The following is a 19,206-nucleotide window of genomic DNA, read 5'->3' as shown; positions in this document are numbered from 1 at the left end:
GAAACGGAGCACGACCGATGCCACGACCCATCACCCTGTTCACCGGCCAGTGGGCCGATCTGCCGTTCGAGGAGGTGTGCCGGCTGGCGTCGGAGTGGGGCTACGACGGGCTGGAGATCGCCTGCTGGGGCGACCACTTCGAGGTCGACAAGGCGCTGTCCGACGAGACCTACGTCCAGCGCAAGCGCGACCAGCTCGACAAGTACGGCCTGAGCGTCTACGCGATCTCCAACCACCTCGCGGGCCAGGCGGTCTGCGACAACCCGATCGACGAGCGGCACAAGGGCATCCTGCCCGCTCGGATCTGGGGCGACGGCTCGCCGGAGGGCGTCCGGCAGCGCGCCGCCCAGGAGATGGCCGACACGGCCCGGGCCGCGGCCAAGCTCGGCGTGAACACGGTGGTGGGCTTCACCGGTTCCCCGATCTGGCACTACGTGGCGATGTTCCCGCCGGTCCCGGCGTCCATGGTGGACGCGGGCTACGCGGAGTTCGCCGACCGCTGGAACCCCATCCTCGACGTGTACGACTCCGTCGGCGTGCGCTTCGCGCACGAGGTGCACCCCAGCGAGATCGCGTACGACTACCACACCACCAGGCGCACCCTGGAGGCCATCGGCCACCGTCCCGCGTTCGGGCTGAACTGGGACCCCTCGCACATGGTGTGGCAGGGCTGCGACCCGGTCGGGTTCATCCTCGACTTCGCGGACCGGATCTACCACGTGGACTGCAAGGACACCAAGGTGCGCATGGGCGACGGCCGCCGCGGCATCCTGTCCTCGCACCTGCCCTGGGCCGACCTGCGCCGGGGCTGGGACTTCGTCTCCACCGGCCACGGCGACGTGCCGTGGGAGGACTGCTTCCGCGCGCTGAACGCCATCGGCTACGACGGCCCCATCTCGATCGAATGGGAGGACGCCGGCATGGACCGGCTCGTCGGGGCGCCGCAGGCGCTCGGCTTCGTACGCAACCTGCTCTTCGATCCGCCCACCGCCTCCTTCGACGCGGCTTTCAGCTCCGACTGAGACGCGGCGGGCACCACCGACACTCACGCGCGCCGGTGAGCGCGTGGGCAACACCCCCGCCGCACCCGCGGCGGGGGCTGTGACATGGGACGTGCACTGGCGCACGCCCCTGCCCCTCACCGGAAGGACTTCTGTCCATGCGCACCAACCGTCCCCCGGGATGGCGCCGACTCCTGAGCGTCCTCGCGACCGCGGCGCTGGTGGTGGCGGGATCCGCGTACTCGGCCACTCCGGCCAGCGCGGCACCCGACTTCACCGTCCTGATCTTCTCCAAGACCGCCGGTTTCCGGCACGACTCCATCCCCGCCGGCATCACGGCGATCCAGCAGCTCGGCACCGCCAACAACTTCGCGGTCGAGGCGACCGAGGACGCGGCCCAGTTCAACGACGCGAACCTGGCCCGCTTCAAGGCCGTGATCTGGCTGTCCACCACCGGTGACGTGCTCGACGCCACGCAGCAGGCGGCGTTCGAGCGCTACATCCGCGCCGGTGGCGGCTACGTCGGCGTGCACGCCGCTTCCGACACCGAGTACACCTGGGCCTGGTACGGCAACCTGGTCGGCGCGTACTTCAGCAACCACCCCGCCCCGGCCAACGCCACCGTGAAGGTGGCCGACCACGTCCACCCGTCGACGGCTTCCCTGCCGGAGAAGTGGAACCGGTTCGACGAGTGGTACTCGTACCAGACGAACGTGCGGGGCAAGGCGCACGTGCTGGCGACCCTCGACGAGACCAGCTACCCGGGCGGCTCGATGGGCGTCGACCACCCGATCGCGTGGTGCCAGAACTACGACGGCGGCCGTGCCTGGTACACCGGCGGCGGCCACACCATCGAGAGCTACAGCGAGGCCAACTTCCGGACCCACCTGCTCGGCGGCATCCGGACCGCGGCCGGGACGGTGGCCGCCGACTGCGGCGCCACCGTCAGCAGCAACTTCTCGCAGGTCACCCTGGCCAAGGGTGCGGCCGAGACGGGCGAGCCGATGGGCCTGACCGTGCTGCCGAACCGGGGTGTGCTGCACACCTCGCGCGAGGGCGTGGTCCGCTACACCGACGTCGACGGCAACACCAAGGTGGCGCTGACGCTGCCGGTGTACAGCCACGACGAGGAGGGGATGCAGAGCATCAAGGCAGACCCCGGCTTCGCCGCCAACCGCTGGGTGTACATCTACTACGCGCCGCCGCTGTCCACACCCGCCGGCGACGCGCCGTCGACCGGTACCGCGGCCGACTTCGCGCCGTGGAACGGGGTGAACCGGCTGGCCCGGTTCACGGTCCGGGCCGACAACACCATCGACCCGGCCTCGCAGGTGACCGTGCTGGACGTGCCGACCAGCCGGGGCATGTGCTGCCACGTCGGCGGCGACATCGACTTCGACGCCGCGGGCAACCTGTACCTGTCCACCGGCGACGACTCGAACCCGTTCGACTCGGCGGGCTTCTCGCCGCTGGACGAGCGGCCCGACCGCAACCCGGCCTACGACGCGCAGCGCACCGCGGCCAACAGCAACGACCTGCGGGGCAAGGTGCTGCGCATCAAGCCCAGCGCCGCCGGCGGCTACACCATCCCCTCCGGCAACATGTTCGCGCCGGGCACCGCGAAGACCCGGCCCGAGATCTACGCGATGGGCTTCCGCAACCCGTTCCGGATGAGCGTCGACAAGGGCACCGGCGTGGTGTACCTCGGCGACTACGGGCCGGACGCGGGCACGGCCGACCCGAACCGGGGCCCCGCGGCCCAGGTCGAGATCAGCCGCATCACCGCGCCGGGCTTCTACGGCTGGCCCTACTGCTCCAGCTTCGGCGACGCGTACGGCGAGTGGGTGTTCCCGAACGGGCCGTCGCTGGGCAAGTACAACTGCGCGGGCGGGCCGACCAACAACTCGCCCAACAACACCGGCATCACCACGCTGCCCGCGCTGACCCCGGCCTGGGTGCCGTACAACGGCGGCAGCCCGGCCGACATGGGCGGCGGCGGCATGGCCCCGATGGGCGGGCCGGTCTACCGGTACGACCCGAACAACACCTCCCCGGTGGCGTTCCCGGCGTACTACAACGGCACCTACTTCCACGGTGAGTTCGGCGGTCGCTGGATCAAGAACTTCGTGGTCGGCGCCGACGGCAAGTACCTGAAGATCAACCCGTTCCCGTGGACCGGCACGCAGATCATGGACATGGAGTTCGGCCCCGACGGCGCGCTCTACGTCCTGGACTACGGCACCGGCTGGTTCGGCGGCGACGCCAACTCGGCGGTCTACCGCATCGAGTACGCGCGCCAGGGCCGCCCGCCGGTGGCCGTGGTGACCCCGAGCCGGACCTCGGGCGGCGCGCCGCTGACGGTCGCCTTCTCCTCGGCGGGCACCTACGACCCCGACGGCAACCCGTTCACCTACGCCTGGGACTTCGACACCAACGGCACGGTGGACTCGACCGCGGCCAACCCGAGCTTCACCTACAGCACGGTCGGCCAGCGCACCGCGACGCTGACCGTGAAGGACAGCACGGGCAAGACCGGCAACGCCAGCGTGATCATCACGGTCGGCAACAACGCGCCGACCGTCACGCTGACCCTGCCCGCCAACGGCCAGGTGTTCAGCTTCGGCGACACGGTGAACTACCAGGTCACGGTCGTCGACCCGGAGGACGGGACGATCGACTGCGCCCGGGTCAAGGTCAGCTACGTGCTCGGCCACGACACCCACGGCCACCCGATCACCAGCAAGAACGGGTGTACGGGCTCGATCCAGACGACCAAGGACGGTGAGCACGACACCGCGGCCAACATCTTCGGGGTGTTCGACGCGGAGTACACCGACAACGGCGCCAACGGCCAGCCCGCGCTGACCACGCACGCCACCAGCGTCACCCAGCCGCGTACGCGGCAGGCCGAGCACTTCGGCGCCAGCCAGGGCGTGCAGCCCAGCGCGGGCGCCGGGGCCAACGGCGGGGCGGCGGTCGGGTACATCGAGAACGGGGACTGGATCTCGTTCACGCCGTACAACCTGACCGGGGTCACCACGGTCTCCGCCCGGGTCGCCTCGGCCGGAGTCGGCGGCACGATCGAGTTCCGCACCGGCTCGGCCACCGGCCCGCTGGCGGGCACGATCGCGGTCGCACCGACCGGCGGCTGGGCCAACTGGGTCACCGCCACCGGCACCATCACCCCGTCCACCACCTCCGGCCCGCTGTACCTCGTGTTCAAGGGCGCGGCCGGCTCACTCTTCGACATCGACGAGTTCACCTTCGGGCCGGGCGGCACCCAGCCGCCGGACCCGGGCGGCGACCTCGCCCGCAACCGGCCCGCCTTCGCCTCCAGCACCGAGAACGCGGGCACGCCCGCCTCGGCGGCGGTCGACGGATCGGGTACGACCCGCTGGGCCAGCGCGTTCGGCGACCCGCAGTGGATCTATGTGGACCTGGGCTCGACCAAGACCATCAACCAGGTGAAGCTCACCTGGGAGGCGGCGTACGGGTCGGCGTACCAGGTGCAGACGTCCAACGACGCCACCACCTGGACCACCATCCGTTCGGTGACCGGCGGCGACGGCGGCACGGACGACCTGACCGGCCTGACCGGCTCGGGCCGCTACGTCCGCGTCTACGGCACCACCCGGGCCACGGCCTACGGCTACTCACTGTGGTCGTTCGAGGTCTACGGCGGCGGCACCACCCCGCCGACCTCGACCAACGTGGCGCTGAACAAGCCGGTCACCGCCTCCACCACCGAGAACGCGGGCACGCCCGCGAGCGCGGTGGTCGACGGGGCCACCACCGGCGCCCGCTGGTCGAGCGCGTTCAGCGACCCCCAGTGGATCCGGGTCGACCTCGGTTCCGTCATGCCGATCAGCCGGGTGCGGCTGTTCTGGGAGGCGGCGTACGGGTCGGCGTACCAGGTGCAGACGTCCACCGACGGCACCACCTGGACCACGATCCGCTCCGTCACCGGCGGTGACGGCGGCACCGACGACCTGACCGGCCTGACCGGCTCGGGCCGCTACGTCCGCGTCAACGGCACCACCCGCGCCACCGCCTGGGGCTACAGCCTCTTCGAGTTCGAGGTCTACTCCCCGTAGCCGTGAGCAAGGAAGGGCCCCTTCTCGCCGCTCTGCGTACAGGAAGGGGCCCTTCCCAACGTCCTGCTCCAGGGCGTCGGAGAATGCGAAACGCGCCGGTGATCCAGCTGGCGCGGGCCTTCCGTCCGCAGACGGCGATCTCCATTGGATGATCGCCGTCTGCGGACGAAGGCAGTGGCCAATCGCGGTGCTCCGACCGCAGGAGCCGATCTTCGGCGAAGATCGCCGTTCGCGGGCGCGAAGCACCCCTCCCACACCCCCCAGCACCCCCCAACAGCCACCCGACACCCTCCTGACCCCGCCCTCACATAAACGCTGGCCTATCTAGAGGACGGGTTCGGGCAAATCACTCCTCTGGATAGGCCAGCGTTTATGTAAAGGCGGGGGCCGGGGCGGGGCGGACGGGATGGGCGGCTGCGACGGTCGGACGGGGAGGGTCAGGTGAGGAGGGTGCGGGTGAGGAGGGTGGCGCGGCGGTACGCCGGGACGACCGCGCGGCGGGCGAACACGTCGTGGTCGGCGCGCCCGATCTCGTCCAGGATCGCGGCGTAGAGCGCGTACGCGGCGCGAACGCAGGTGCCGGACGCGCCGGGGAGCAGCGACAGGCCGGGGACGGCGGCGGCGTAGTGCGCGCGGGCCCGCTCGACCTCGTACCCGATCAGGGCCTTGATCGGCGCGGTGGCCCGGCGGCGGGCGGCGGCGTCGTAGAGGTCGGCCGGTGTCACGCCGAACCGGGCCAGGTCCTGCTGCGGCAGGTACACGCGGTCGCGGGCCAGGTCCTCGGCGACGTCGCGCAGGAAGTTGGTGAGCTGGAACGCCAGTCCGAGCTGCCGTGCCGGTTCCCGGGCCGAGGCCGGGTCGGCGGGCTCGAGCAGCGGCAGCATCAGCGTGCCGATCACCGCCGCCGAGCCCTCCATGTACGACAGCAGCGCCGGGTAGTCGGCGTACCGGCTGACGGTCAGGTCCATCGCCATGCTGTCGAAGAACGCCGTGAAGTCGGCCGGGTCCAGGGCGAACACGGCCGCCGTGTGCAGCACGGCGGGCAGGATCGGATCGTCGACCGGGGCGCCGCGCAGCCCGGCGGTGCACCGGTCGGCGAAGTCGCGCAGGCGGCGGGCGCGTTCGGCGACCGGGACCGGGTCGGTGCTGTCGACGATCTCGTCGGCGTGGCGGGCGAACCCGTAGAGCGCGTGCACGTGCGGCCGTTTCCACGCGGGCAGCAGGCGGGTGGCGAGGTAGTAGCTGCGGCCGTGGCGGCGGTGCAGGTCACGGCAGCGGGCGTACGCGTCGGTCAGCGCCTCGGGCACGGCGGCGACCGTCACCGCCGCCATCCGTGCACCTCCCCGCCCGACCCCGGCGCATCCTACCGACCGGCGCCCCGCTGACCGGCGCAGACGTGACAGCCGTCTCGCCCCGGGACACCCCCTGGGACGAGACGGCTGCAGTTTCGGGGAAAGTGCTGGTCTGAAGCCCGCTATTCGCGCAGTTTCCCCGAAACTGCACGAAAGGAGCCGGTCAGCAGCGCGGGACGCCGGGGATGAAGCCGTCGTAGCCGGTGTACACGTAGGCGTCGGAGACGAAGCGGCCGCTGCCGATCCGGTCCCAGATGTTGCTGGTGCCGTACGTGCCGGTGACCGTGGTGCCGGTGGTCTGGCAGAAGATGTCGATCGAGGCGCCGTCGGCGACGGTGCCGACCGAGCTGTAGCCGGTGCCCGGGCCGGAGCGGACCGTCAGCGGCGAGCCCGCCGTGTTGACGGTGCCGTCGGCGGCGCCGCCGGAGCAGCCGTTGTCGCTCTTGTACGTCTTGGTGCCCCAGTACAGCGCGGTCACGCCGTTGAACTTCACCTGGATGTCGTTGCCGTTGAGCCGCTGCTCGTAGTGCAGGTGCGGGCCGGTCGAGCCGCCGGTCGAGCCGACGTAGCCGATGACGGTGCCGTACTTGACGGTCTGGCCCACGGACACGTTGAAGCTGTTCAGGTGCGCGTAGTACGTGGTGTAGCCGCTGCCGTGGTTGATCCGGACGTACTTGCCGTAGCTGGTGCTGCCGAGGTTGGTCACCACGTCCACGGTGCCGGGCGCGCTGGCCACGACGGGGTCGCCCAGGTCGTCGGTGCGGTTGAAGTCGACCGCGTAGGCCGGGCTGTGGTCGGAGCGGGTCTGCCCGGACCACGACTGGTTGCAGGGGAACGGAACCTTGAACGTCGGCGCGGCCATCGCCGGCGCGGCCGGTACGGCCAGTGCCGCGGCGGCGGCCAGCAGGACTACGGCCAGCCGGATGTGGTGACGGTGCACGGGGGGATGCTCCTCACGGTCGTGGGTGGATACCGGATCGCGTGCTGCGCGGGGTGGGCACAGCCTCACCTCCCGCGCTCCAGACCGACTCCAGAACGACTACAGCCGTTCAGCTCGGCGCTCTGGCCCGATCAGGCGACCACGCGTAGGCTCACTAGCGGCGATCATCGACGCTTCGGTCATGTGTTCCTGGGTGGGTTGGCGATGGATCGGCTGGAACTGGGCATCCTTGGACCGCTGGAGCTGCGGCTGGGCGGTGCGACGGTGCCTGTGGACGGCGTGAAGCCCCGGCAGCTGCTGGCCACGCTGGCGTTGCACCACGGCCGCACCGTCTCCGTCGACCACCTGGTCGAGGTGCTGTGGCCGCAGGAGGCGCCGCGCTCGGCCCTGGCCAACGTCCAGACGTACGTCAGCTCGCTGCGGGCGCTGCTGGGCGAGCACCGGCTGCGTCGGCTGCCGCCCGGCTACCGGCTGGAGCTGGCCGAGGCGGAGCTGGACGCGCTGAGCTTCGAGCGGCACGCGCGCGGCACCGACCGCCCGGCGATCGAGCAGGCGCTGCGGCTGTGGCGGGGCGAGCCGGTGGAGAACCTGCCCTCCTCGCCCCTGTGGAGCGGCGAGGTGAGCCGCCTGGTCGAGCTGCGGCGGGCCGCCCGCCAGCAGCGGGCCCGGCTGTGCATCGAGGCGGGGCGCCCCGACGAGGCGCTGGAGGAGCTGCGGCAGCTGGTCGCCGAGGACCCGCTCGGCGAGCAGGCCTGGCTGCTGCTGGTGACGGCGCTGCGCGACGCGGGGCAGCGGGCCGAGGCGCTGTCGGCGTACGCGGTGGCGCGGCGCACCCTCACCGCCGAGCTGGGCGTGGAGCCGGGCGAGCCGCTGCGCCGCGTGCACCGCACGCTGCTGGTCGAGCACGGCACCAGCGCCGACACGCAGCGGCTCGACGGGGCGGCCGCCGTGGTGCTGCGCGGCCTGGCCCGGTTGGGCGCGACGGCGGTCCCGGCCTGGGTGCCCGCCGCGCTGCTGGACCGGCGCGACGCGACCGAGGTGATCGAGGCGCTCGACCGGGGCCGGCTGCTGCGCCCGGCCGGGCCGGACCGTCTGGGCCGTCCCCGCTACGGCATGCCGGTGCTGGTCGGCCTGCTGGCGCCGGACCTGCCCGGCGACGGCATCGAGGCCGCGCTGAGCCGCGTGCTGGGCGGATACCTGATGCTGGCCGAGCGGGCCGGTGCGGGGCTGCCGCCGCAGGTCTTCGGCCCCGGCCTGACCGTGGCCGCGCGGTGGCCGGTGCCCGACGCCGACGAGCTGACCCGCGACCCCATCGCCTGGTTCGCCGCCGAGCGGGACGGCCTGCTGGGCGCGGTCGCCGCGGCCGCCGCGACCGGCCTGGACGACCTGGCCTGGGAGCTGGCGCACGCCATGGTGGCCTGGTTCGACCTGGGCGGGCACACGGCCGAGTGGGAGCAGACGCACCGGGCGGCGCTGGCGGCCTGCCGGGCCGCGGGCAATCCGCTGGGCGAGGCGGTCACCCTGCGCGGGCTCGGGCAGCTGCACCTGTACCGCGACGACTACGCCCACGCGGGCGAGGCGTTCAGCCGGTCCCGCCTGCTGTTCGCGCGCCTGGGCAACCTGCACGGGCTGGCCGCGGCGCTGGCCGGGCTGGGCACCGTGCACCGCGTCCGGGACGAGTTCGACGAGGCGTACGACTGCTACGAGCAGGCCCTGGCGGCCTACACCGAGCTGGCGCACCGCCATGGCGAGGCGTACGCCCAGGGCGCGCTGGGCATGGTGTGCCTGGCCCGGGGCGAGCTGGCGATGGCGCAGCACCACTTCACGGCGGGCCTGACGATCGCCGAGGAGATCGGCGACGAGCACCGCACCGCGCTGCTGACCCGGCAGCTGGGCCTGACCCGGCTGCGCCGCGGCGAGCTGAGCGACGCGCGGGCGTCGCTGACCTCGGCCCTGGACCGGTTCGCGGGGCTGGGGGACAGCCACTGCGCCGCGTACTGCCTGACCGACCTGGCCGGGCTGGAGGCGCCGGAGTCGGCCGTGGACCGGCTCACCACGGCCCTGGAGATCTTCGAGCGGATCGGGGACCGGCGCGCCCAGGCCCAGACCGCGCACCGCCTCGGCGAGCTGCACCGCGGCGACGGCCGCCACGGCCTGTCCGACGCGTACCTCGCCGAGGCCCGCCGCCTCCGCGCCACCGTCGACCTGTCCTGACCCGGTGGGGTAGCGGCAGTTTCGGGGAAAGTGCGCGAAAGGCGCGCAAGATTCGTGCACTTTCCCCGAAACTGCACCCTGCATCGGCGCGCCGGTCAGGCGCGGGTGATGCGGAGGGCGTCGGCGATGACGTACTGGGTGCCGGAGGTCCAGCGGCTCACCGCGACGAGCTGCTGCGCCCCGGCCGAGAACGCGAACGTGCCGAGGCTGCGCCACGCGCCGCCGCCGGTCGTCTGGTTCACCGTGACGGTCTGGCTGCCCGCCGAGCTGTACACGATGAACGGCGTGGCCGCGTTGTACCCGGCGTCGGCCGGATACCAGGTCTCCACCTTGTAGTTGCCGGCGCTGGGCAGGGTCGCCGAGTAGTACGCCGGGTCGCTGGCGGCGACCGGGGTGGCGTACCGGTAGTCGGCGCCGTAGCGCTGGCTGGAGTAGGTGGAGGTGGCCCAGTTCGCCGAGGCGCTGAACCCCGCCGAGCTGTTGTCCACGATGGTCGACCAGGCGGTGCCGCCGGACAGCTTGGCCGCCACGGCCGAGCGCAGCGCGGGCAGCTGGGCGTAGAAGGCGTCGCCGGGGCAGGCGGTGGAGATGAAGTCGCGGTGCCCGTAGATCTTCGTGGCGGCGATGCCGTACCGGTCGCAGATGTAGGCGCACAGGTCGACGAGCTTGTTGAACTGCGTGGCGGGCGGGGTGGCCGAGGTGTACGTGCCCTCGTTCTCGATGCCGATGCCCTGGTCGTTCTGGCCGGGGCAGTGCGCGCCGACGACCATGCCGTTGCCGCTGGTCAGGTGGGACAGGCTGTAGTGGCGGCCCTCCGTGATGTAGCCGCCGCGGCTGACCGTGAAGTGCTGGCCGGTGTCGGACCAGCCGTTGCTGTCCATGTGGTAGTTCTGAATGGACCTGGCCAGCGCGTACGCGTGCGCCTGCGAGTAGTCGGTCGAGTTCGCCGTCGCCGTGTGGTGGATGACGATCTTGTTGGCGTCGGTGGCGATCTGCGACAGCGTCGAGGACGGGTTGCGGGCGCCCCAGGTGGCGCAGCTGGCGATGGTCGGCGCGGCGATCGCGGCGGCGGCCGGACCGGCGATGCCGAGTTCGAGTCCGCCCAGAGCGGCGCCGGTGCCGAGCATGACGGCACCCCGGAAGACGTTGCGTCGGGACAGTGGGGACATGGGGTTCGCTCCACAGTGGGAAGGTGGATGGAACCCGCGCAGCGAAACTTTTCTACCAACGGACCGAAGTTCGCGCAAGATGGCAACCATCGAAGGGTCTCAGCGCGTGTCCTGTACGTAGGGGGACCCGGGAGGGGCGCGCGCTGAGCCCGGTGGATCCGGTGCCGTTTTACGGGGGCGGCACCGGATCCGCCGGGCTCACCGGCCGCGGAACGTGCGCCGGTAGGCCGAGGGCGAGGTGCGCATGCACCGTCCGAAGTGGTGCCGGAAGGTGACGGGGCTGTCGAAGCCCACCGCCGTGGCGACCGCCTCCACCGGCGCGTCCGCCGCCTCCAGCAGCGGCAGGCTCGCCGCGATCCGCTGCTCGATCAGCCAGCGGATCGGGCTGGTGCCGGTGTGCCGGGCGAAGTGGCGCAGGAACGTCCGGGGCGACAGGTGCGCCCGCGCGGCGAGCGCGTCCACCGTCAGCGGCTGATCCAGGTGGGCCAGGGCCCAGGCCATCGCGCGGGCCACGCCGTCGTCGCCGGGCAGCTCGCGCACCGGCGACTCGATGAACTGCGCCTGCCCGCCGTCGCGGTGCGGCGGCAGCACCAGCCGCCGGGCCACGCTGTTGGCGACCTGCGCCCCGTGGTCGCGGCGCACCAGGTGCAGGCAGACGTCCAGCCCGGCGGCGCTGCCCGCGCTGGTGACGACCTGCCCGTTGTCGACGTAGAGCACGTCGGGGGTGACCTCGACCAGGGGGTACCGCTCGCGCAGCAGGGCCGCGTAGCGCCAGTGCGTGGTGGCGGCCAGCCCGTCCAGCAGGCCCGCGGCGGCCAGCGCGAACGCGCCCGAGCAGATCGACACGATGCGGGCGCCCCGGATCGCGGCCGTACCCAGCGCCGCGATCAGCTCGGCCGGGACGGCCGACCGGACGTCGGCCACGCCCGGCACGATCACGGTGTCGGCGGCGGCGAGCACGTCCAGCCCGTGGGCGGCGGTGATGCTGAACCCGCCGACGGCGGGCAGCGGCTCGGGCGTCTGCGCGCAGACGGCCAGGTCGTACCAGGGGACGCCGAGTTCGGGCCGGTCCAGGCCGAACACCTCGACCACGCAGCCGAGCTCGAACGGGGCCATGCCGGCGAAGGCCAGCACGGCGACGCGGTGGCGGGGGCGGGTCTCCAGGCGGACGGGCGACGGCATGGCGAGATGTTAGCGGACAGCGGCGTTACCGCCACTTCTGCGTGATCGCGTACGCCCGCAGGATGGTCCTTGCCCGCCGCACCACCGACCACCTGGAGAAACGACATGTCCGCCGTGCTGTCCACCGCGCCCGCCGCCCGCGACCTGGCGATCGCCCACTTCGCCGCCAAGCTGTCCTACGAGACCGACGTCTCCGACGTGCACGCCGACCTCGAGGCCGGCACGCCGGGCGTGGTCGTGGTCGACACCCGCTCGCTGGAGGCGTGGGAGCAGGGTCACATCCCCGGCGCGGTGCACCTGCCGACCGCCGAGATTCCGGCCCGTGCCGCCGAGCTGATCGGCCCTGACCAGGTCGTCGTCACCTACTGCTGGGGTCCGGGCTGCAACGGCTCGACCCGGGCCGCGCTGGCGTTCGCCCGCCTCGGCCACCCGGTCAAGGAGATGATCGGCGGCTATGAGTACTGGGTCCGCGAAGGCTTCCCCACCCGGACCCCGCTCGGCCTCCGGCACAACTCCGTCGACCCGCTGACCGCCCCGGCCAGCGGCGCCTCCTGCGCCTGCTGACCGACCGCTCAGACCACCTGAGCGTGCCCGCCGCGTTCATGTATCGACGCCACCGTTTATGCTCCATTGACGACACGCCGTGCTCTATGTGGGGTCGCTTTCACGGCCCACCCACTACATGTAGTGTGAGGACATCGCTGGTCCACCCCTCCGGCAACGTGACGATCGCTCACCGCGATCGCCGCAGGCCGGGTCGGGTGGGGCCGTGCGGCAGCCGCCATCGCGACGGTCCGGCCTGTGCCGGGCCTCCGCGAGGCTGCCGCGACAACAGGGAACCCGGTGCGACTCCGGGACTGCCCCGCAGCGGTGAGTGGGAACGAACCCGCCCCGCGAGGACGCGACCTCGCGGAGCAGCACTGGGCCGGCCGGCCCGGGAAGCGGCGGGTTAGGGGGTCGACCAGACCCGGCACGCGAAGCCGGGTCGACCGACCGTGCCCACGAGTCCGAAGACCTGCCAGCGTGCGCGCACGGACCTGACCCGTGCGCGCCGTACACACCGGGCCGCGCGGGACGGTCCACGGTGGATCGCGCGTGCCCCTGGCCGGGCATCGCCGCGCTCCGGCGTGCCGTTCCCCGCTTGAGACGAGGGGCAGCGCACGTTGACCAGCACCATTATGGCCGGTACGCCGACCGGCACGACGACCTGGGACGCCGCACCGGCGGACAGACTCGCACAGCAGCTCGGGGCGGCGGCGCAGGGCCTGCCCGACCTGGACCCCGACACGGTGCTGGCGCCCGTGCTCGCCGGGGTGTGGCCCGGTGCCACCGAGGCCGACCTGCGGCTGCGCGCCATCGAGACCGCCGCGGCGCTGGTGGTGCGGGAGCCGTCGTACAGCAGACTGGCCGCGCGCCTGCTCGCGGCGCACATCGCCGACGAGGCCGCGACCCAGGGCGTACGCGACTTCGCCGACTCGGTCCGGGCCGGGCACGAGGCGGGCCTGCTCGCCGACGACCTGGCCGCGTTCGTCGCGGTCAACTCCGCCGAGCTGGCCGAGCTGGTCGACCCGGCCGCCGACGACCGCTTCGAGTACTTCGGCCTGCGCACCGTCTACGACCGATACCTGCTGCGCCACCCGGTGACCCGGCGGGTGCTGGAGACCCCGCAGCACTTCCTGCTGCGCGTGGCCTGCGGCCTGATGGGCGAGGTCGGCTCCGCCAGCACCGCCGGGCTGCGCCTGCCCGGCAGCGTCGCCGAGGTCGCCCGGCTGTACGCCATCCTCAGCCGCCTGGCCTACCTGCCCAGCTCGCCGACCCTGTTCAACGCCGGGGCCCGGCGCCCGCAGCTGAGCAGCTGCTTCCTGCTCGACTCGCCCCGCGACGAGCTGGAGTCGATCTACGAGCGCTACGGCCAGATCGCCCGGCTGTCGAAGTACGCCGGGGGCATCGGGGTGGCGTGGTCGCGCATCCGCTCCCGCGGCTCGCTCATCCGGGGCACCAACGGCCTGTCCAACGGCATCGTGCCGTGGCTGCGCACGCTGGACGCCAGCGTCGCCGCGGTCAACCAGGGCGGCCGCCGCAAGGGCGCGGCCTGCGTCTACCTGGAGACCTGGCACGCCGACCTGGACGACTTCCTGCAGCTGCGCGACTCCACCGGCGACGAGAGCCGCCGCACCCACAACCTGCACCTGGCCAACTGGGTGCCGGACGAGTTCATGCGCCGGGTCGAGGCCGACGCGAGCTGGTCGCTGTTCGACCCGAAGGACGTGCCGCAGCTGGTCGACCTGTGGGGCGACGGGTTCGACGCGGCGTACCGCGCCGCCGAGGCGGCCGGCCTGGCCGTGCGTACGCTGCCCGCCCGCGAGCTGTACGGCCGCATGATGCGCACCCTGGCCCAGACCGGCAACGGCTGGATGACGTTCAAGGACGCCGCCAACCGCACCTGCAACCAGACCGCCGTGCCCGGCAACACGGTGCACCTGTCCAACCTGTGCACCGAGATCCTGGAGGTGACCAGCGACGACGAGACCGCGGTGTGCAACCTCGGCTCGATCAACCTGGCCGCCCACTGCGGCCCGGACGGCGTCGACTGGGCCGCCCTGCGCGACACCGTCACCGTCGCGGTCCGCGTCCTGGACCGCACCATCGACCTGTCCTACTACCCGACGGGCGAGGCGGCCGGGGCCAACAGCCGCTGGCGGCCGATCGGCCTGGGCGTGATGGGCCTGGCCGACGTGTTCTTCACCCTCGGCCTGGACTTCGACTCGCCGCAGGCGCTGGCCCTGTCCACCCGCATCGCCGAACAGATCGCGCTCGCGGCGTACGACACCAGCGCCGACCTGGCCGTGCGGCTCGGTGCGCACCCGACCTACGCCGACACCAGGGCCGCGCGCGGGGTGCTGCACCCCGACCACTGGGCCGACGCGGCGCACACCGACCCGCGGGCCTGGGCGGCGCTGCGGGAGAAGGTCGCCCGCACCGGGCTGCGCAACTCGCTGCTCATCGCGATCGCGCCGACCGCCACCATCGCCTCGATCGCCGGCTGCGCCGAGTGCATCGAGCCGCCGGTGGCCAACGTGTTCAAGCGCGAGACCCTGTCGGGCGAGTTCCTCCAGGTCAACCGGTACCTGGTGGAGGAGCTGAAGGCGCGGGGCCTGTGGACCGGGCCGCTGCGCGAGCGCATCCTGGCCGCCGAGGGCTCGATCGCCGGGATCGAGGAGATCCCGGCCGAGCTGCGCACCCGCTTCCGCACCGCGTGGGAGCTGCCGCAGCGCGCCCTGATCGACCTGGCCGCCGCGCGGGCGCCCTACATCGACCAGTCGCAGTCGCTGAACCTGTTCATGGCCGCCCCGGAGATCGGCAAGCTCTCCTCGATGTACGCCTACGCCTGGCGGCGCGGCCTGAAGACCACCTACTACCTGCGCTCCCGCCCCGCCACCTCCATCGCCAAAACCACCACCGGCGTAAGGAAGGGACCCTTCTTATCGGAATCCGTAGTAGAAGGGTCCCTTCCTAACGCCGCCGCAGGCGGCGCGGCGACGAGCGGCGGTGCGCCGGTCGCGTCGGCGCAGCCGCTGCTGGCGGCCAAGGGGCTGATCGAGTTCAACCTGGAGAACCCGGAGATCTGCGAGGCATGCCAGTGACCGAGAAGAAGATGCTGCTGGACCCGGGCCTGGACCTGACCCTGCGGCCGATGCGCTACCCGGACTTCTACGAGCGCTACCGCGCCGCCATCCGCAACACCTGGACCGTCGAGGAGGTCGACCTGTCGGCCGACCTGCCCGACCTGGCCGGGCTGTCGGAGGGCGAGCGGCACCTGGTCAACCGCCTGGTCGCGTTCTTCGCCACCGGCGACACCATCGTGGCCAACAACCTGGTGCTGAACCTGTACCGCCACATCAACGCCCCGGAGGCCCGGCTCTACCTGAGCCGCCAGCTGTTCGAGGAGGCGGTGCACGTCCAGTTCTACCTGACCCTGCTGGACACGTACCTGCCCGACGACGCGGCGCGGGCCGAGGCGTTCGACGCGGTGGAGAACATCCCGTCGATCGCCCGCAAGGCGCGGTTCTGCTTCGAGTGGATCGACTCGGTGTTCGACCTGCCGGCGCTGACCACCGTCGACGAGCGGCGCCGGTTCCTGCTCAACCTGATCTGCTTCGCCGCCTGCATCGAGGGCCTGTTCTTCTACGGCGCCTTCGCGTACGTCTACTGGCTGCGCTCGCGCGGCCTGCTCGACGGCCTCGCGGCGGGCACCAACTGGGTGTTCCGCGACGAGTCCATGCACATGGACTTCGCCTTCGCCGTCGTCGACACGGTCCGGGCCGAGGAGCCGGAGCTGTTCGACGAGCAGCTGGGCAAGGCGGTCACCCGGATGATGGAGGAGGCGGTCGAGGCGGAGCTGGCGTTCGCCGAGGATCTGTGCGGGGCGGGGCTGCCCGGCATGACCCAGGCCGACATGCGGGAGTACCTGCAGTACGTCGCCGACCAGCGGCTGGCCCGGCTGGGGCTGCCCGCCCGGTTCGGCTCGGGCAACCCGTTCCCGTTCATGGCCCTGCAGGACGTGCAGGAGCTGGCCAACTTCTTCGAACGCCGGGTGACCGCCTACCAGGTCGCCGTCGGCGGCACCGTGAGCCTGGACGAGGACTTCTGACCCTCACTCCCCGAGAATGGCTCTGAAGCGCTGCTCGGCGAGGTCGAACTGACGGAAGATGTGCGTCTTGACCTCGCCGGGCAGCGGCGTGTCGGCCCGGGACACCAGCTCGCGCAGCAGCGGCACCAGCGGCGAGTACTTGACCGCCGCCCGCATCACCTTCGGCCCGGTGGTGTGCACGATGCCGACCCCGTTGTCGGTGAAGTCGGAGACCTTGATGATCCGGGCCCACGGCTCGGCGTCCAGCGACTCGACCACGTGCTCGCGGTACTGCTCGTCGTGGTCGCGGTCGGGCGTGTAGACCGGGTTGGTGACCGCGTCGACCAGCCGGGCCACCCGGGCGCCGTAGCGCCGCTCGACCTCGGCCAGGGCGGCGTCGTGCGGCGCCGGGCCCTGCTTGTCCGGCACGCCCGCCAGCCGCCACGGCTGGTCCTCGACCGCGTCGTGCAGCAGCGCCGCGATCAGCACGTCCCGGTCGGTCACGTGGTAGTAGCACATGATCCGGATGGCCACCCGCAGCACGTGGTTCAGGTACGGCTCGCGCACCCGGCGCTGCCCCTCGTGCAGCCGCGACGTCAGCTCCATCGCGTCGGTCAGCACCGCCTGGTCCTCCTCGGGCAGCCGGTGTATCTCCAGGGCGAACCGGTCCCGCAGCCCCTGCTCGCCGAGCACCTCGGTGATCGCGTGCAGCGGCATGGTCAACAGGTACGCGGGTGTGGTGGCCTCCATGCCGGTGTTTATATCCGATCAACGCGAGATGCGCTGTGCCTCTTTTGTGGACTGTGGACGACCGTCAGCGGCCGACCCCGGCGGCGCGGTGGGCGTGGGCGCGGACCGGGGCGTGGCCGGTGGCCCGCTGGGCCGGTACGACGGTCGACAGGGACATGCGGTGGCGGGGGCGGCCGGGCTCGCCCTCGAACTCCTCCTGGGTCATCGCCTGCAGCGCGCTGAACAGCGTGGTGATCAGCCCCAGCGCGGCCAGCAGGACGATCGGCACGATGAGCACGAACGGGCTGATCCCGGCCACCCGGCCGTCGCCGCCCAGCTGCACCCGTACCGCCGCCATCGCGGTGTAGTGCATGCCGCACGCCGCCACGGCCATGACCACCGCGGCGCCCGCGATCGACGACAGCCTGCGCACCGAGACCGCGAACCACAGCGCCACCGTGGCGGCGACCACCGCGATCGCGACGGACGCGCCGACCAGGCCCGGGTCGTACCCGATGTGCCCGGCCACGCGCATGGCGGCCATGCCGGTGTAGTGCATCGCGACCACGCCCAGGCCGGTGAAGCCGCCGCCGGTGACGATCCGCACCGGGGAGACGTCGCCGCCCTGCGCCGCGATGAACAGGCCCACCCCGACCGTGAGCACCGCGAGCACCAGGCTGATGAAGGTGACCACCGGGTCGTAGCGCACCGGGCTGTGCGGCACGTCGAAGCCGATCATGGCCATGAAGTGCATGAGCCAGATGCCGGTGCCGCCGATGGCGAGCGAGGCCAGCAGCAGCCAGCGGGCCCGCCGCCCGGCCGAGCGCGCGTGCCGGGCGCGCGCGGTGCAGACCAGGCCCAGCAGGGAGCCGAGGAACGCGAGCACGAACGCGGCGATCGGATTGAAATAGCCGTACGCGAAATGGTGCACTTCACTCATGGCGGCGCCTCCGATAAATGGGGTCGCACCATTGCCACACGCCTCAGTCCGTACCGGTCGCACAGCGTGTGCGCAATTGCAGGCGCGTTCTTGCACTTTCGGGGAATCTGTACGAATCGTGGCGTGAATTCACGCGCCCTCCCCGAAAGTGCGCCGCATCCCATGTCGCGGGCGCGGCCGGGGACGGGTGGCGGGCAGTCGGTAGCGTCGGGGCGTGGCAGGGCATGCGTGGGTGGTCGCGCTGGTCGGAATCGACGGGTCGGGCAAGACGACCCAGGCGGTACGGCTGGCGGCGGCGCTGTGCGCGGCCGGGCTGCCCGCGCGGTACGGCCGCAACGCCGGCGGCCGCCGCTTCCTCGGCCGGGTGGCGCAGCGCTTCGGCGGCCGCGACGCGGCGACCATGCTGGGCCGCCCCGGCCTGCTGTTCGTCGAGTCGCTGCTGCGCTGGCTGGCCATCGCGCGCTCGCTGCTGGCGGCCCGGATCACCGGCCGGGTGGCGGTGATGGACCGCTACACCCCGTGTCAGCTGGTGAGCCTGCGGGTGCACGGCGGCGGCGCCCGCCTGGAGCGCGCCGTGCGCGCCCTGTACTCCGTCTTCCCCGCCCCGGACCGCCTGATCTTCCTCGACGTCGGCCCCGCGCAGGCGTACGACCGGATCGAGGAGCGGGCCAGCGACCACGAGGACATGTCATACCTGGACGCGACATACAGCGCCTACAAGGACATAGCGTCGAGTGCGGTGCCCGTCTCCGGCGCCGGTGACCCCGACGACGTCGCGGCCGCGATCTGGTCCGCCGCCTGGCCCGCGCTGAACACCGCCCGCTGAAGGGATCCCGGACGGGGGATAAAGCGTCATAGCGCGGGTATTCAGAGCTCGACAAGAAATGGCGAGGCACGTCACAGCGTTCTAGTGACACAGGTCGCTGTGCCGGAGCGGGCGCCGTGGTCCCATAAA

At 72.2% G+C, this 19,206-nt stretch carries 13 protein-coding genes and 1 riboswitch; of the genes, 7 read left to right on the top strand and 6 right to left on the bottom strand.

What is annotated here, in order from left to right:
* Positions 1-17 precede the first annotated feature (17 nt).
* On the top strand, positions 18-1,022 hold the full coding sequence (locus tag QEZ54_RS25835) for a sugar phosphate isomerase/epimerase family protein (RefSeq protein WP_281307302.1): 1,005 nt from the start codon (positions 18-20) through the stop codon (positions 1,020-1,022).
* Positions 1,023-1,159: 137 nt separating this feature from the next.
* A complete protein-coding gene (locus QEZ54_RS25830; RefSeq protein WP_281307301.1) occupies positions 1,160-5,095 on the top strand; it encodes a ThuA domain-containing protein in 3,936 nt (1,311 codons plus the stop codon).
* A gap of 437 nt (positions 5,096-5,532) precedes the next feature.
* Here the strand turns inward: QEZ54_RS25830 and QEZ54_RS25825 are convergent, their stop codons facing one another.
* Together QEZ54_RS25825 and QEZ54_RS25820 are read right to left on the bottom strand one after the other, a co-directional pair.
* On the bottom strand, positions 5,533-6,402 hold the full coding sequence (locus QEZ54_RS25825; protein WP_281307386.1) for a phytoene/squalene synthase family protein: 870 nt from the start codon (positions 6,400-6,402) through the stop codon (positions 5,533-5,535).
* 208 nt (positions 6,403-6,610) lie between these two features.
* On the bottom strand, positions 6,611-7,387 hold the full coding sequence (locus QEZ54_RS25820) for a peptidoglycan DD-metalloendopeptidase family protein (RefSeq protein WP_281307300.1): 777 nt from the start codon (positions 7,385-7,387) through the stop codon (positions 6,611-6,613).
* A gap of 204 nt (positions 7,388-7,591) precedes the next feature.
* Between QEZ54_RS25820 and QEZ54_RS25815 the strand changes: the two genes are divergently transcribed.
* Positions 7,592-9,601, top strand: coding sequence for a BTAD domain-containing putative transcriptional regulator (locus tag QEZ54_RS25815; protein WP_281307299.1), 2,010 nt, complete (start codon positions 7,592-7,594; stop codon positions 9,599-9,601).
* Between the two features lie 95 nt (positions 9,602-9,696).
* On the opposite strand, the gene QEZ54_RS25810 is transcribed toward QEZ54_RS25815, so the two are convergent.
* Both QEZ54_RS25810 and ftrA read right to left on the bottom strand, forming a co-directional pair.
* Positions 9,697-10,770 carry an N-acetylmuramoyl-L-alanine amidase gene (locus tag QEZ54_RS25810; protein ID WP_281307298.1) on the bottom strand — a complete coding sequence of 358 codons (1,074 nt, stop codon included), beginning with the start codon at positions 10,768-10,770 and terminating at the stop codon, positions 9,697-9,699.
* 198 nt (positions 10,771-10,968) lie between these two features.
* Positions 10,969-11,952 carry a transcriptional regulator FtrA gene (ftrA, locus tag QEZ54_RS25805; protein ID WP_281307297.1) on the bottom strand — a complete coding sequence of 328 codons (984 nt, stop codon included), beginning with the start codon at positions 11,950-11,952 and terminating at the stop codon, positions 10,969-10,971.
* A gap of 105 nt (positions 11,953-12,057) precedes the next feature.
* On the opposite strand from ftrA, the gene QEZ54_RS25800 reads away from it, so the two are divergent.
* The 3 genes from QEZ54_RS25800 to QEZ54_RS25790 all read left to right on the top strand — a co-directional run bounded on the left by QEZ54_RS25800 (position 12,058) and on the right by QEZ54_RS25790 (position 16,603).
* The gene (locus tag QEZ54_RS25800) at positions 12,058-12,516 is read left to right on the top strand and encodes a rhodanese-like domain-containing protein (RefSeq protein ID WP_281307296.1); all 459 of its coding nucleotides are present in this window, start codon (positions 12,058-12,060) and stop codon (positions 12,514-12,516) included.
* Positions 12,517-12,782: 266 nt separating this feature from the next.
* Positions 12,783-12,969, top strand: a riboswitch (cobalamin riboswitch).
* 146 nt (positions 12,970-13,115) lie between these two features.
* Positions 13,116-15,596, top strand: coding sequence for a ribonucleoside-diphosphate reductase subunit alpha (locus tag QEZ54_RS25795; protein WP_281307295.1), 2,481 nt, complete (start codon positions 13,116-13,118; stop codon positions 15,594-15,596).
* Positions 15,587-16,603, top strand: a complete 1,017-nt coding sequence (locus QEZ54_RS25790) for a ribonucleotide-diphosphate reductase subunit beta (protein WP_281307294.1) — start codon at positions 15,587-15,589, stop codon at positions 16,601-16,603. The genes QEZ54_RS25795 and QEZ54_RS25790 overlap by 10 nt, the downstream gene beginning before the upstream one ends.
* A gap of 3 nt (positions 16,604-16,606) precedes the next feature.
* Here the strand turns inward: QEZ54_RS25790 and QEZ54_RS25785 are convergent, their stop codons facing one another.
* Both QEZ54_RS25785 and QEZ54_RS25780 read right to left on the bottom strand, forming a co-directional pair.
* Entirely contained in the window at positions 16,607-17,332 is a 726-nt protein-coding gene (locus QEZ54_RS25785; protein ID WP_281307293.1) for an HD domain-containing protein, read from the bottom strand.
* Positions 17,333-17,396: 64 nt separating this feature from the next.
* Entirely contained in the window at positions 17,397-18,251 is an 855-nt protein-coding gene (locus tag QEZ54_RS25780; protein ID WP_281307292.1) for an MHYT domain-containing protein, read from the bottom strand.
* A gap of 214 nt (positions 18,252-18,465) precedes the next feature.
* Between QEZ54_RS25780 and QEZ54_RS25775 the strand changes: the two genes are divergently transcribed.
* Positions 18,466-19,077, top strand: a complete 612-nt coding sequence (locus QEZ54_RS25775) for a thymidylate kinase (RefSeq protein ID WP_281307291.1) — start codon at positions 18,466-18,468, stop codon at positions 19,075-19,077.
* The last annotated feature ends 129 nt before the right edge of the window (positions 19,078-19,206 follow it).

It is taken from the genome of Catellatospora sp. KI3 (genome assembly GCF_029948125.1).
In the GTDB taxonomy this organism is placed as follows: Bacteria; Actinomycetota; Actinomycetes; order Mycobacteriales; family Micromonosporaceae; genus Catellatospora.
The sequence above is the reverse complement of the archived record's forward strand: the minus strand, read 5'-3'. Positions and strand labels throughout refer to the sequence as shown.